Raw genomic sequence first — 12,755 nt, 5'->3', positions numbered from 1 at the left:
CAAAAGGCTTCTTTGGCCTTTGTTATATACGAGATTTTGTTCTTGTGGAACAGATGCAACGGGGCGTAACTATACACGAATCAGCCCCTCGGCGTAACCCGCACAGGCTTTGATGTTATTGGAACTGCTTGTTTCTAGGCGGCTATATGTCGATTTTTGCTTACTTTAGAGTGCCTACTGACTAACTATAGCTTTAGTGAATAGCGGCAATGTCGCTGTGAAATATAACGATACTTCTTAGTTTTATCGCCACGTTTTTGATCTATACATTGACTGGGAGAGCTGTGCTAGTGGGTTACCCTACTGATAGAGATGGCCTCTAATGCTTGGCGCAATGGCCTGCTCGGCAATTTTGGTGTCACTGCGCTGTAGGCGTGTTTTCTTGTTAGGTGGCTGGCGTTCGATTTGGTTGAAAAGGGGGAGTGAATTATCGTCACTAACAATGAGAAAGGGGAGTGCGCTGTTGCATGCCTTACGCGTGATTTTGCCGTTACTGTTATAAACGATGTTAGCCCTGATGCAGGGAGCTTGTGGTTGTACGATTGCGATATCTTCGTTATCGGGGAGGGCTGCAAGTCTTTGTTGTTGAATCTGTATGTGTTTTGCCTGGCCCAGTTTCGCAAGTTTTTTGATCGCCTCATTTTTGCTGACGCGTTGAATACTTTTGCCACTGCAATACCAGCTGAAACCGATTTTTTCAGGGCATGAGTCTAAGACAGGGATTTGGCGGTAGCATTGCTTCAGGTGCAGCCGTGCAAGGCTCACAGACTTAAGGCTGTTGCGTTTATTACTGGGTAGTAAGCGAGGGTAGTTGAGTAGCCACGCCTGCCGGTCTGTTTTCTGTAGTTGTTGTACTAGTTGTTGAAACTGTTGTTTTGCTACGTTAAGAGAGCGCGCTAAGTTCGCTGTCTCAGGCGAAGCTAGAATAAGTCCGTGGTAATTCTTGGTTCGTCGTCCATCGCCATCACCGTCATACCACCAATCGCCATAGCTGTTGGCAATGGTTTTGTATGCTGGACGCTGCTCTGCTTGGCAGATCCAACCAGGCCTAGCCTCCTGTGTAATCGACTGCTGTAACTTGATCATGGCTTGTTCAAGTTGCTGATAGTGTTCGATGAGTGTCTCAATCATATACAAACCCTTATATTATACCGTTATCTATTTTAGAGGGTGCCCGTTGAAAGTAAAGTTAAAACAGATCAAGTAGTGAACTCGTCGGTAGCGTCATGACGAGTGCATATTTGCCGGCTTCCGTTATAATGCCCGGCAATTAATGTGGCCTGTGTGCCTCGAATTTGTTTGTGGAGTAACAGAGATGACGCCAGAAGAGATGTTGGCCCCTATTTACGAATTCTTGCTCTGCGAGACGCCTGATGAATGGGTAGAGGTTGCCCTGCAGCATCCTGAAATAATGCTTATTGATCACTGTAATTGCGAGAAAAAAGCTGCTGGTAGCGCTATGACGTTGATGAATCGTCATATCGATAACGCTGATCTCCTTTACAAAATGTCTAAGCTGGCACGAGAAGAGTTGCGTCACTTCGAACAGGTGTTAGCTATCATGCAGAAGCGTGGTGTCGAGTATAAGGTCGTTACTGGCTCGCGCTATGCGAAAGAATTGCACAAATCAGTGCGTAAGCCTTACCAAGAGAAATTGGTCGACACACTCATTATCGGTGCGCTTATTGAGGCACGCTCCTGTGAGCGCTTTGCTAAGATTGCGCCTAGACTTGATGAGGAGCTTGAGAAGTTTTACGTCTCTTTGTTGAAATCAGAGTCGCGGCATTTCCGTGATTACATCACGCTTGCGGGGCAGTATTGTGACGAGGCGTCACTGCAACAGCGTATTGATGTCTTCGCCGAGCTTGAGCGGGAGTTAATCCTCTCGGATGACAATGAGTTTCGCTTTCATAGTGGTATTCCAAGGTTGTAGCTCCCCTCCTTAGTTGCCTATGGAGCAAGATAGTGAAGGGGGCTTTGATCAGAGTGTCGAGCTAACTTATTGCAGATGTTTTTTGGCTGTACTCACTTTTTAGCACGGGTTTGAGTACTTTGTTTAAGCTATTCCTAGGCAAGGGCTGCTGTTGAAGAAATAGCTGGCTGGGCACCTTAAATGCGGCTAATTGGTTAGCGATATGTTGACATAAGTGTTGCTCGTCCAGCTGCCTATCATCCTTGGCTACGGCGACCATCACTAACTGCTCACCCCACGCCTCGTGCGGTAGCCCGAAGGCGCAGCACTCCGCGATATCGGGGTGGCTAGCGAGGGCGAGTTCTACCTCAGTGCAGTATATGTTTTCACCGGCGCGGATCACCATATCTTTTTTTCGATCGACGATGTGTAGTAGTCCGTCCTCATCGATTAGACCGATGTCGCCGGTGGCATACCATCCTTCGACTATCGCCTCTGCGCTCTCCTCCGGGCGTTGCCAGTATTCGCTCATTAACATGGCGCCACGCACAAAGACCTCTCCACGCATGCCGTTGCTTAGCAGTGGGCTATTGACGACGTCGTTATCGTCGTCCCTCAACTCAATCTCAACAATGGGTAATGGTAGTCCACAGCTGCTTGGTTTGTTTAGATATAGCTCACCCGCCATCGAGCAGATCGTCGAGTTGGCTTCAGTCATGCCGTATCCAGCCCCTAGCATGCCGTTTGGTACTTGCTCTTTGATGCGACGAGTTAGGTCGGCCGGCTGTGCCTGACCGCCGGTGGCGACAGAAACTAGCTGCTCAAGACTGATGCTGTTTTGGTTCGCTGCATTGAGTAGTTGTTCAACGACCATAGGCGCACCGCTAATGGATTGCAGGTTGTGTTTCTCTATAAGGTTTAGTGCTTCATGGGCGTCCCATTTGTACATTAAAGCGACTTTGCTGCCTCTTCGTAGCGCTGGCAACATGCTGGCATGCAAGCCGCTGACGTGGAAGAGTGGTACTGTCATCAAGCTACCGCTCTGTTGCGAGCTATTCATCATCTTTTCAAGTATCTCAGGGTACTGCATGGCGACGACAGCGCCAGACATCTCAACATTCATCAGGCCGCTGATAACGGCGTGATGTGAAGATACGGCACCTTTTGGTGCGCCGGTGGTGCCGGAGGTGTACATGATGAGGGCCGGAGCATGCTCATCAGGAGGGCTCTGGTCAGGGAACTCTTCCTGCGTTTGTTGTTGAATTACGCTCCAGTTAACGCAATGAGGGGTTGTTTCTTCACTGCGGCACAGTACTGTAAGGTCAGTGTTTCCAGTCTCTCTAATTCGCTTGAGCCTATCTTCATCGGCAATAATAACTTTTGCTGCGGAGTCGCTAATGCCGTAAGCAAGTTCTGCGGCGCTGCCCCAGCTGTTTAGCGCTACCGCTATTCCGCCAATAGCTGTGATGGCGATAAAACTAGTCATCCATTCTGGGGTGTTGCGCATCGCGATAGCGACACGATCACCAGGTTGAACGTTTTCGGAAACGAGAAACTGGGCGAGTTTTGCTGCTCTTTCAAGCGTGTCGGTGAAGCTCCAACTCTCATTTTGATAGATCATGTAGGGAAGGTCGCCATGCTCCCTGGCGGCGAGAAAGATTTCCTTCAGTGATTTTGGTCGATTGCTATAGTGTTTGAGTCCGTTCTTTTGGCATGTCTCAATGGCAAAAGGCATGCCGTCGAGGGTCAGCGTTTCGAAGGCCTGACGTAGTTGTTTTGTCATGGTCAATGGTCTTATCCGCAGTTTGTTATTTTATTGTTTTCAGTTTATGCGGCCCTGCATAATGTATAAATACGGCAATTGGAAACACTGCAATGACAATTGACGACGTATGGCCCGCTAGCAGTGCCAAGCTATATAGGCATCTAGCGATGCCTGTTATAGATGTCTAAAGCTAGGCTTTTTGTCTCTTACTTTACATCGGTTAAGTCGAAGCTAGCAGTAATTGTTAAAAGGCTGTTCTTTGGTAAGGCTGGCTCAACAAAGGTGGTTGTCTCAAGGGTTAGGGTATTTTTGGTGCTTGTAATTTTTTGTGTGGCAATATCACCTCTATTGCTTCTGGCGATAATCCCATCCCCTATATCGTTTTCAATATAGCTATCGTTTGCTATTAGGTGGTTGGTGAATTTAGCTGTTTTTATTTGTCCTTGATCGCTTTCGGCAAAAGAGGTGATATTTAGGCTGATGCTTTTTTCTTGGCTATCAATTCCTTCTTGTTCCAGCAGGAGTTCCTGAAAACAATTTGGGCTAAACGAGTGGGTTACAGGGGAACCTTCTTCTGGTTCGAATAAACTATTCATGGTGCCAAATTGGGCGTTGATATTATTACTTAGCTTATACATAGTGCTGCTGCCGATGGCTGATAGGCTAGCGTCATATACCGAGCCGCTGAGCTCACCGGTAGTATTAATATGATAGATACTAATCGCCCCCGTACCATCGTTTAGGGCTATTGTGTTCGCCGATATGTCGATAGGGGTGAGTGAATTTTGTCGGATTGAATAGCTTGTATCACAGGATAGGTGGTTGTCGCTTACGGCAATGGTGCTGTCGTTATGTTCGCTGATGTAGAGTGAGGAGCGTACGGTGATCGCTGCTATTTGGGGCTCCTCGTTATTGATAGGCAGCGCACGATTGGGGTCTATAATCGTCGTTGAAATCAGCCACAGCCCGGTTAGGTCGGTACTGTCGACAACGTTAAACCCTAAACTATTGTCGGGCAGTTCTGGTTCGGGCGAGCCGCTGCCTCCGCCTCCGCAGGCAACAAGGGTTGAGCTAAGCAAAAAACTGAAGGCTAAACGAGGCAATGTTAAGTGTGCCATGGGGGTCCTTGTATCTTATTATTATGCTAACGATGATCATATGCTGACGCTTATGAGTAGCTGTCAGATTGTTATAGCAGGTTTTGTGCCGTTAAGGCCAGATAATCCATTTTCTCGGCTATGATGTATCCAAATAGTGACGTCAGTACGTCCGCTTGTAAATTTTCTCGACAATGAGCTTGTGGCAATGGAGCGCAGCACTGGGGTGCAGTAATTGAGCAGAGCGGGGGCGGGCTAGTGAAGCCATGTTAGCCAAAAACAAGCGTAGGAATAAGCTTCACTAGAAAGCAGTATTAAGCGAAATCGAGACGGCGTAATTGTAATGTCTTGTCTTTTTCTAAGCGCAGGTACTGGCAATGATCTGTCCAGTCACTTAGAACAACGCGTGTTTTGTTGTCTTGATGTTGATGGATGGCGGGTCGATGGGTGTGACCATGGATCAGTACGTCAGCATTGTTGAGTGCAAGCTGCCGGTCAACCTCGCTTGTTGTGACGTCCATTATATCTGCGGACTTCTCGCTCATTGCTGCCCCGCTTTGCTCACGCATTTTGGCTGCTAGGGCCAATCGGGCTTCAATGGGTTGGGCAAGTACCTGTTGCTGCCAGGCATCGGAGCGAGCCATCTGACGAAATTTAAGGTAGTCGACATCGTCTAGGCAGAGCGAGTCACCATGCATAAGAAGGTATCGTTTATTGTCGTACTCAAGAATGCTGGGGTCTTGCAGCAGGGTGGCGCCAATCTCATCACAGAATTGCTGGCCGATAAGAAAGTCACGGTTACCGTGCATGAAGTAAAGCTCGACGCCGCTATCACTGAGGCCCTTAAGCGCCCATTTGATCTCGTCGACGAAAGGCGTGCTGAAATCATCACCGATCCAGGCCTCAAAAATATCACCCAATAGATACAGCGCTTTAGCCGTGCTGGCCTCAGTGCTTAGAAAGTCTATAAACGCCTGCTTAACTCTAGGCTGGCTGGGGTCAAGATGGATATCGGAGATGAAAACAACACTCATAACTTCGGCCTTAAAGCAGATTAATTAACGACTGTGGTGCTGTTGATGGTGATGGGGTCAACTGGAACGTCGCCGTGGTATCCGCTGTTAGCGGTATCAACCTTCTCGATCTTATCAACTACATCCATGCCTTCAGTAACTTTACCGAATACAGCGTAACCCCAGCCCTGCGGGGTTGGGCTTGTGTGGTTGAGGAAGCCGTTGTTGGCGACGTTGATAAAAAACTGCGCAGAAGCCGAGTGAGGTTCGTTGGTACGAGCCATGGCAATGGTTCCACGTTCGTTGGCTAGGCCGTTGTCGGCTTCGTTAGTGATATTCGCTTCGGTGTTCTTCTCGCTCATGTCGGCAAGCATGCCGCCACCTTGGACCATGAATCCTGGGATTACACGGTGAAAGATAACACCATCATAGAAGCCAGACTCCGCATATTGAAGGAAGTTAGCAACAGTTATTGGTGCTTTTTCAGCGTTAAGCTCAATGACGACGTCGCCTTTGCTGGTGTGTAGGGTAACTTGAGGCATGATGATTCTCGATAGTGAGTCGGAAAAAAGTAGCCACTCAAAGAGTGACATGTAAATAACCGATCAATTATACGTAGCCTACTAGCTCGGAGTAAAGTAGCTGAACAAATAGCGTTACGCTATTGACCTCTTCGTAGAGCCTAGTCATGATCAGTAGCTTCGATTAACATTCGTGTCATGGAGGCATGTTTACGTGGATAATCAATCGTTGAGTCCCGCTGCTCAACAGATCATAGATGCTTTTGCGAGCAGCGATTCAATGGCCCTGAAAGACTTAATCGCCGCCTCTGGCCTTACGCGTATGAAGTTTACGCCACAGTTACGTAGGTTGCTGAGCATGAAGCGGCTTTCGGTTCGCGTGGTGTCTGCAGCAGGCTCATCGATCTGCCAGCGTGTGGATGGGCATCAAGGTAAGCAAGTTTATATTATCCCTTATATGGGGCAGTCGGCTGCGTCGGCACCTATAGTGGAGGACGCTGTTGATGTCCGTCTGCAACAATTGGAACAGGAAAATAAGCTGCTCAAGCAAAAGGTTGAGGAGTTAGAACGGCGCTGTGATCATTTCGGCCGCACCTACACTGAGCAAGAGCTGCAGCAGATTGTAACGTTCTTACAATCCTCTTCTGAGAGCAACGACTAGTTTTCCTCTTTAATAGATCGATACATGACTTAATACTACTTGGCAGCGGTTTTAACGATGTCGACTAGGCGTTATACTGACGCCTTTATTTTCACTGCAAGCTATATGATGGGATGCCGTTTAGACCGGGTTCGCCAGAGCCGGCTTGTTATGGGTCCTCTACTGCTGTTTATAATTGGAATTCTGCTACATGAGCAACGACACTACCGCGAGTGCTAATAACTTTTTACACGCCATAATTGATGAAGACTTGGCCTCTGGTAAACACCAGGAAGTTGTCACACGTTTTCCACCGGAGCCTAATGGGTTTCTGCATATTGGTCATGCACACTCGATCTGTGTCAACTTTGGTTTGGCGATGAAGTATCAAGGGCGTTGCAATTTACGTTTTGATGACACCAACCCAGAAAAAGAAAGCCAAGAATTTATCGATGCGATTCAAGAAGATGTTAAGTGGTTAGGGTTTGATTGGGCTGGTGATGTTCGCTATTCATCAGACTACTTTGATACGCTCTATGATTATGCGATCTATCTGATTAAGGCAGGCAATGCCTACGTCTGTGATTTGAATGCAGAGCAAGCAAAGGAATACCGTGGCAACTTAAAGCAGCCCGGTAAAAACAGTCCTTATCGTGAGCGAAGTGTAGAGGAAAACTTAGCGCTTTTTGAGAAGATGCGCGATGGTGGTTTCGAGGAGGGCGCTTGCGCGCTTCGCGCTAAGATCGATATGTCGTCGCCTAACATGAATATGCGAGACCCTATCATTTATCGTATTCGCAAGGTTCCGCATCATCAGACCGGTGATAAGTGGTGCATTTATCCGATCTATGATTTTACTCATGGCCAATCAGATGCGCTCGAAGGTATTACGCACTCTATCTGTACGCTTGAGTTTGAGGGGCATAGACCGCTGTATGAGTGGTTTATCGAAAATTTGCCGGTGCCGAGCCAGCCTAAGCAGTATGAATTCTCTCGTTTGAATATCAACTATACGGTGACCAGTAAGCGCAAGTTGAAGTCGTTAGTCGATGAAGGAGTTGTCGAGGGTTGGGATGATCCGCGTATGCCGACAATTTCAGGTATGCGTCGTCGCGGCTACTCTGCCCAGGCTTTGCGTAACTTCTCTGAGATGGTCGGTGTTAATCGTGCTGGCGGTATTGTCGATATGGGCATGCTAGAGCACGCAATCCGTACCGACCTCAACGACAACGCGCCACGAGCAATGTGTGTGATGAACGCCGTTAAGCTGTCGATCACCAACTTCGATCAAGCCAAGGCGATGGACGGGGTTGAGATGATGACTCAGCCGTGTCACCCGAACAAGCCTGAGATGGGAGAGCGTCAGCTACCGTTTACGGAAACCCTTTACATCGACCGCGCTGACTTTACCGAAGATACTACGTTATCTCGTAAGAAGTTTAAGCGTCTTGTCTTTGGTGAGTATGTTCGTCTGCGTGGCGGCTATGTCATCAAGGCCGAAGAGGTTGTTAAGGATGAGCAGGGTACAATCACTGAGATCAAAGCGTCGCTGGTGCCTGGGACTGTCGGTGAGACACCGCCGGAGGGTGTTAAGCCACGCGGTGTAATCCACTGGGTGTCAGCGACACTAGCGCAGAAAGCCACGGTACGTATTTATGAGCGCTTGTTTGATCATGAGGCGCCTGACTTTGGCGGACGTGATTATATGGCCCATCTTACTGATAACTCATTGCACGCGCTAGAGGGCTGTTGGGTAGAGCCGTCGCTGGCAAATACCACCCCGGAACAATCTTTCCAGTTCGAGCGTGAGGGCTATTTTGTTGCCGACCGTTATGAGTATGGTGAGGGGCGCTTGGTCTTTAATAAGACGATCAGCCTTGTTGAGTCTAAGAGTAAAAAGTAAAACGTTAGGTTGGCTGCCCATTGCCGGCAGCCTGTCCATCAGTAAAGCATTAGAGAAGTAGCGTAATGGCCTTAAAAATTTACAGTACATTATCGAACAGTAAGCAAGAATTCGTTCCCTTAGAAGAAGGGAAGATTCGTATGTATGTTTGCGGCATGACGGTCTACGACTATTGTCACCTCGGCCATGCGCGCGTGCTAGTTGCTTTCGATGTGATTACAAAATACATGCGTGCCAGTGGTTATGATGTGACCTACGTGCGTAACATCACCGATATTGACGATAAGATCATCAATCGTGCGGCGGATAATGGCGAAGCCTTTACTGATCTAACGGATCGCTTTATTGCCTTTATGCATGAAGATGAGAAAGCGCTAGGCGTCGCTCGCCCTGATATTGAGCCTCGTGCAACGGCTTATATCGATGAAATCATTGCCATGACTCAGAACCTGATCGAGAAGGGTTACGCTTATGCCTGCGATAATGGTGATGTCTATTATCGTGTCGCTAAGTTTGAAGGTTATGGCAAGCTATCGAACAAAAATCCGGAAGAGTTACTCGCTGGTGCGCGCATCGAAACCGGTGATATCAAAGAAGACCCTCGTGACTTCGCATTGTGGAAGTCGGCTAATGTCGATGACGTTAGCTGGCCTTCGCCATGGGGGGCAGGTCGTCCTGGTTGGCATATTGAGTGCTCTGCGATGACTAAGTGCTGCCTAGGTGAAACTTTCGATATTCATGGTGGGGGCCCTGATTTGCCGTTCCCTCATCATGAGAATGAGATCGCTCAGTCTGAAGCTGCTAACGATAAAGAGTTTGCTCGCTATTGGATGCATGCCGGTGCTGTGCGAGTGGATGGTGAAAAGATGTCGAAGTCATTAGGCAATTTCTTTACTATCCGTGAGATCCTCGAGAAATATCACCATGAGGTGGTGCGTTATGTGTTGGTACGCAGTCATTATCGTAGCCCGATAAATTACTCTGAAGAGAATTTAAAGACAGCGAAGGTTGAGCTCGACCGCCTCTACACTGGTATCCGAGGCTACGAGCATGTCAAAGCGTTGGATCTTTGTGAATTCGATGATGAAAACTCGCATGTGAAGGCTTTCCGTGAGGCGATGGATGACGACTTCAACACAGCGCTGGCTATTTCGGTGCTGTTTGAGGCTGTGAGGGAGCTAAATACCGCGACAAAGCAGCAAGCTGATAATGCCGATGATTTAGCGCAGGTATTGAAGAGCATGGCGGCGACTCTTGGTTTGTTGTTAGAGAATGTCGATAGCTATATGCAATCCGGTTTGGGGGGGGCTGCTATCTCTGCAGAGCAGATTGATACGCTAATCGCCGAACGTATTCAAGCCAAGGCTGATCGTAACTTCCAACGTGCCGACGAGGTTCGTGACTTGCTGAAAGAGCAGGGCGTCGTGTTGGAAGATGGAGCGGGTGGTACCACCTGGCGTCGCGAATAGTATTTCACTTTCGCAATAAAAAACCGGCCAGTGGCCGGTTTTTTTATAGCTAGCGATCTACCATGAGAAGCTTACTTTAGCTTCGCCTCGGCGGCAGCGACACTCTGGAGAATAAGCGTGTTGATGGTCATGGGGCCTACACCGCCAGGGACGGGGGTATAAGCAGAGGCCTTACCAACAATTGCGCTGAGCTCAATGTCGCCGAGGCCGCCATTGTGGTAACCGGCGTCGACTACTACGGCACCTTCTTTAATCCACTCGCCTTTGATGAACTCTGGGATACCTACGGCGCCAACAACAATGTCAGCTTGCTTGATGTGCTCAGGCAAGTTTTGGGTGCGAGAGTGGCAGACGGTGACGGTGCAGTTGGCGTTCAGTAGCATCAACGCCATTGGCTTGCCAAGGATGGGGCTGCGACCAACAACGACGGCATGCTTGCCGCTGAGCTCGATGTTGTAGCCCTCAAGAATACGCATGATGCCTGCAGGTGTGGCAGAGCCGTAGGCCTCTTCCCCCATTGCCATGCGACCAAAGCCAAGGCAGGTGACGCCGTCGACGTCTTTGTTCAAGTCGATGGCATCAAAACAGGCGCGCTCATCGATCTGTTCAGGGACAGGGTGTTGTAAAAGGATACCGTGAACGTTAGCGTCATTATTGAGAGCGTCGATTTTACTGAGTAGCTCTTCTGTTGTGGTGCTGGCCGGCATCTCAATCTTAAGAGAGTCCATGCCGACGCGACGACAGGCATTGCCTTTCATCTTCACATAGGTGGCAGAAGACGGGTCGTCACCGACTAAGATTGTTGCCAGTATCGGTGTTTGGCCACCGCTCTTTTCTTTCAGAGCTGCCACGCGCAGCGAGAGCTGCTCTTCAGTACGTTGAGCGAGAGTTTTTCCATCGAGAACGAGAGCTGACATCGAGTATCCTATGATTCAATAAAAGGCTGTTTGGTTGACTCGTACAACTTTAGGTGACGAGCAAGCTTGAAGCGGCGCTATTGTCGCACCACGTCATCATCTATGCAAAACCTGATCACTTGGTCAGAAGATGCTTATGTTATTGATCGAAAGGGAGTCTAGTGGAGTGTTGGCTAAGAAGGTGTTTTCTATCAAGGTAGCGGATGCATCGAGCTAATAAGCAGAAATAGTTAGAGATAGCCGTTGACGAATCACGGGGGAATCATTAATATTCACGCCGCTGTCACCGACCATGGTTGGTGCTAGCAATGCTGTTTATGACAGTCACGGGGTATAGCGCAGTCTGGTAGCGCGCCTGCTTTGGGAGCAGGATGTCGGGAGTTCGAATCTCTCTACCCCGACCACTTTTGGTGTAGGGCGCCTATAGCTCAGCTGGATAGAGCAACGGCCTTCTAAGCCGTAGGTCCCAGGTTCGAGTCCTGGTGGGCGCGCCATTATAAAGTGAGTGACCGTTGTTGTGGTGGATGTAGCTCAGTCGGTAGAGCCCCGGATTGTGATTCCGGTGGTCGCGGGTTCAATCCCCGTCATCCACCCCATTCTTCCTCATAGAGTGGGCACAGCAAACAATATTGAACGGGGTATAGCGCAGTCTGGTAGCGCGCCTGCTTTGGGAGCAGGATGTCGGGAGTTCGAATCTCTCTACCCCGACCACTTCAATTTTGTCTTCTTGTTTATCTTTATCGGGGTATAGCGCAGTCTGGTAGCGCGCCTGCTTTGGGAGCAGGATGTCGGGAGTTCGAATCTCTCTACCCCGACCATATATTCCATTCGTCATTTAAGTCCCTTTTTGTTCTATTGCCCCGGCTAAATTTATTGGCTCCTGTTCTTTCTGCTCGTTATTTATTTATACGTTGTGTACTCAAAGCAGTGCCCTTAAAACAACGTGCTCAAAGCTTACTTGCGTGTGACATGTAGATTAAGAGCTTGTGTGCTGAAAGGTCGCTCTAGGAAGAAGTGTTCTGTTGACGCTAGGCATCGTTTTGCTGCTCTTTATGAACGTTAAAATGGCAATTATGGTGCTGATATATCGAACAGAATTGTTTGATTACTGAGATAGTTTTGCTCTTTATGCGGTTTTTGTTAATTAAGGGTTGACCTTAAATCTAAAACGCTTATTATGCACGCCGCTGGCAAGGGTTAAGCCTAGTCAGCTCGATCTAGTATCGAAACGGGGTATAGCGCAGTCTGGTAGCGCGCCTGCTTTGGGAGCAGGATGTCGGGAGTTCGAATCTCTCTACCCCGACCACTTTCTTATGCTGTCTATAGTATTAAGAAGTTAGTGGTGGATGTAGCTCAGTCGGTAGAGCCCCGGATTGTGATTCCGGTGGTCGCGGGTTCAATCCCCGTCATCCACCCCATTATTTTTCTTTTCAAGCTTTTTTCTTAAGTTCCCTCCTGCTTTCCTGTTCACCTATTTAAACGCTGTACTCTCTTCCTACTCTGCAGGCTAATTTGCTT

The 12,755-nt window shown here is 48.6% G+C and carries 10 protein-coding genes and 7 tRNA genes; 11 read left to right on the top strand and 6 right to left on the bottom strand.

What is annotated here, in order from left to right; translation table 11 throughout:
- Nucleotides 1-300: 300 nt before the first annotated feature.
- Complete coding sequence (locus EDC56_RS00865) at nucleotides 301-1,131, bottom strand: DNA replication terminus site-binding protein (protein ID WP_123710648.1); 831 nt, start codon at nucleotides 1,129-1,131, stop codon at nucleotides 301-303.
- 184 nt (nucleotides 1,132-1,315) lie between these two features.
- Between EDC56_RS00865 and EDC56_RS00860 the strand changes: the two genes are divergently transcribed.
- A complete protein-coding gene (locus EDC56_RS00860) occupies nucleotides 1,316-1,933 on the top strand; it encodes a MiaE family protein (protein WP_245980621.1) in 618 nt (205 codons plus the stop codon).
- Between the two features lie 61 nt (nucleotides 1,934-1,994).
- On the opposite strand, the gene EDC56_RS00855 is transcribed toward EDC56_RS00860, so the two are convergent.
- The 4 genes from EDC56_RS00855 to EDC56_RS00840 form a co-directional block, all read right to left on the bottom strand.
- Nucleotides 1,995-3,695, bottom strand: coding sequence for a class I adenylate-forming enzyme family protein (locus EDC56_RS00855; RefSeq protein ID WP_123710647.1), 1,701 nt, complete (start codon nucleotides 3,693-3,695; stop codon nucleotides 1,995-1,997).
- 188 nt (nucleotides 3,696-3,883) lie between these two features.
- Complete coding sequence (locus EDC56_RS00850; RefSeq protein ID WP_123710646.1) at nucleotides 3,884-4,795, bottom strand: hypothetical protein; 912 nt, start codon at nucleotides 4,793-4,795, stop codon at nucleotides 3,884-3,886.
- A 293-nt stretch (nucleotides 4,796-5,088) separates the two neighbouring features.
- Complete coding sequence (locus EDC56_RS00845) at nucleotides 5,089-5,808, bottom strand: UDP-2,3-diacylglucosamine diphosphatase (protein WP_123710645.1); 720 nt, start codon at nucleotides 5,806-5,808, stop codon at nucleotides 5,089-5,091.
- Between the two features lie 20 nt (nucleotides 5,809-5,828).
- Nucleotides 5,829-6,329, bottom strand: a complete 501-nt coding sequence (locus EDC56_RS00840) for a peptidylprolyl isomerase (RefSeq protein ID WP_123711713.1) — start codon at nucleotides 6,327-6,329, stop codon at nucleotides 5,829-5,831.
- A 193-nt stretch (nucleotides 6,330-6,522) separates the two neighbouring features.
- Between EDC56_RS00840 and EDC56_RS00835 the strand changes: the two genes are divergently transcribed.
- The 3 genes from EDC56_RS00835 (at nucleotide 6,523) to cysS (ending at nucleotide 10,320) form a co-directional block, all read left to right on the top strand.
- Nucleotides 6,523-6,969, top strand: coding sequence for a hypothetical protein (locus EDC56_RS00835; RefSeq protein WP_123710644.1), 447 nt, complete (start codon nucleotides 6,523-6,525; stop codon nucleotides 6,967-6,969).
- 190 nt (nucleotides 6,970-7,159) lie between these two features.
- Nucleotides 7,160-8,851 (top strand): glutamine--tRNA ligase/YqeY domain fusion protein, encoded by a 1,692-nt coding sequence (locus tag EDC56_RS00830; RefSeq protein ID WP_123710643.1) that lies wholly within the window; start codon nucleotides 7,160-7,162, stop codon nucleotides 8,849-8,851.
- Between the two features lie 65 nt (nucleotides 8,852-8,916).
- Nucleotides 8,917-10,320 (top strand): cysteine--tRNA ligase, encoded by a 1,404-nt coding sequence (gene cysS, locus EDC56_RS00825; RefSeq protein WP_123710642.1) that lies wholly within the window; start codon nucleotides 8,917-8,919, stop codon nucleotides 10,318-10,320.
- Between the two features lie 71 nt (nucleotides 10,321-10,391).
- On the opposite strand, the gene folD is transcribed toward cysS, so the two are convergent.
- On the bottom strand, nucleotides 10,392-11,237 hold the full coding sequence (folD, locus tag EDC56_RS00820; RefSeq protein WP_123710641.1) for a bifunctional methylenetetrahydrofolate dehydrogenase/methenyltetrahydrofolate cyclohydrolase FolD: 846 nt from the start codon (nucleotides 11,235-11,237) through the stop codon (nucleotides 10,392-10,394).
- Between the two features lie 327 nt (nucleotides 11,238-11,564).
- Here folD and EDC56_RS00815 point away from each other — a divergent pair.
- The 7 genes from EDC56_RS00815 (at nucleotide 11,565) to EDC56_RS00785 (ending at nucleotide 12,655) form a co-directional block, all read left to right on the top strand.
- Nucleotides 11,565-11,641: transfer RNA gene (locus EDC56_RS00815), tRNA-Pro, on the top strand.
- Between the two features lie 13 nt (nucleotides 11,642-11,654).
- A tRNA-Arg gene (locus EDC56_RS00810) sits at nucleotides 11,655-11,731 on the top strand.
- A 26-nt stretch (nucleotides 11,732-11,757) separates the two neighbouring features.
- Nucleotides 11,758-11,833 (top strand) — tRNA-His (locus tag EDC56_RS00805).
- 38 nt (nucleotides 11,834-11,871) lie between these two features.
- Nucleotides 11,872-11,948, top strand: a tRNA-Pro gene (locus EDC56_RS00800).
- A gap of 30 nt (nucleotides 11,949-11,978) precedes the next feature.
- A tRNA-Pro gene (locus EDC56_RS00795) sits at nucleotides 11,979-12,055 on the top strand.
- Between the two features lie 411 nt (nucleotides 12,056-12,466).
- Nucleotides 12,467-12,543 (top strand) — tRNA-Pro (locus EDC56_RS00790).
- 36 nt (nucleotides 12,544-12,579) lie between these two features.
- Nucleotides 12,580-12,655 (top strand) — tRNA-His (locus EDC56_RS00785).
- The last annotated feature ends 100 nt before the right edge of the window (nucleotides 12,656-12,755 follow it).

The organism is Sinobacterium caligoides (assembly GCF_003752585.1).
GTDB classification, from domain to species: Bacteria; Pseudomonadota; Gammaproteobacteria; order Pseudomonadales; family Sinobacteriaceae; genus Sinobacterium; species Sinobacterium caligoides.
This window is presented reverse-complemented; position numbering and strand designations above follow the sequence as displayed.

Bases quoted from the DNA above. Each gene is read 5' to 3' on its own strand.
- EDC56_RS00855 (WP_123710647.1), bottom strand. From the start codon at position 3,695: ATGACAAAACAACTACGTCAGGCCTTCGAAACGCTGACCCTCGACGGC.
- EDC56_RS00865 (WP_123710648.1), bottom strand. From the start codon at position 1,131: ATGATTGAGACACTCATCGAACACTATCAGCAACTTGAACAAGCCATG.
- EDC56_RS00840 (WP_123711713.1), bottom strand. From the start codon at position 6,329: ATGCCTCAAGTTACCCTACACACCAGCAAAGGCGACGTCGTCATTGAG.
- EDC56_RS00860 (WP_245980621.1), top strand. From the start codon at position 1,316: ATGACGCCAGAAGAGATGTTGGCCCCTATTTACGAATTCTTGCTCTGC.
- EDC56_RS00845 (WP_123710645.1), bottom strand. From the start codon at position 5,808: ATGAGTGTTGTTTTCATCTCCGATATCCATCTTGACCCCAGCCAGCCT.
- EDC56_RS00850 (WP_123710646.1), bottom strand. From the start codon at position 4,795: ATGGCACACTTAACATTGCCTCGTTTAGCCTTCAGTTTTTTGCTTAGC.
- cysS (WP_123710642.1), top strand. From the start codon at position 8,917: ATGGCCTTAAAAATTTACAGTACATTATCGAACAGTAAGCAAGAATTC.
- EDC56_RS00830 (WP_123710643.1), top strand. From the start codon at position 7,160: ATGAGCAACGACACTACCGCGAGTGCTAATAACTTTTTACACGCCATA.
- folD (WP_123710641.1), bottom strand. From the start codon at position 11,237: ATGTCAGCTCTCGTTCTCGATGGAAAAACTCTCGCTCAACGTACTGAA.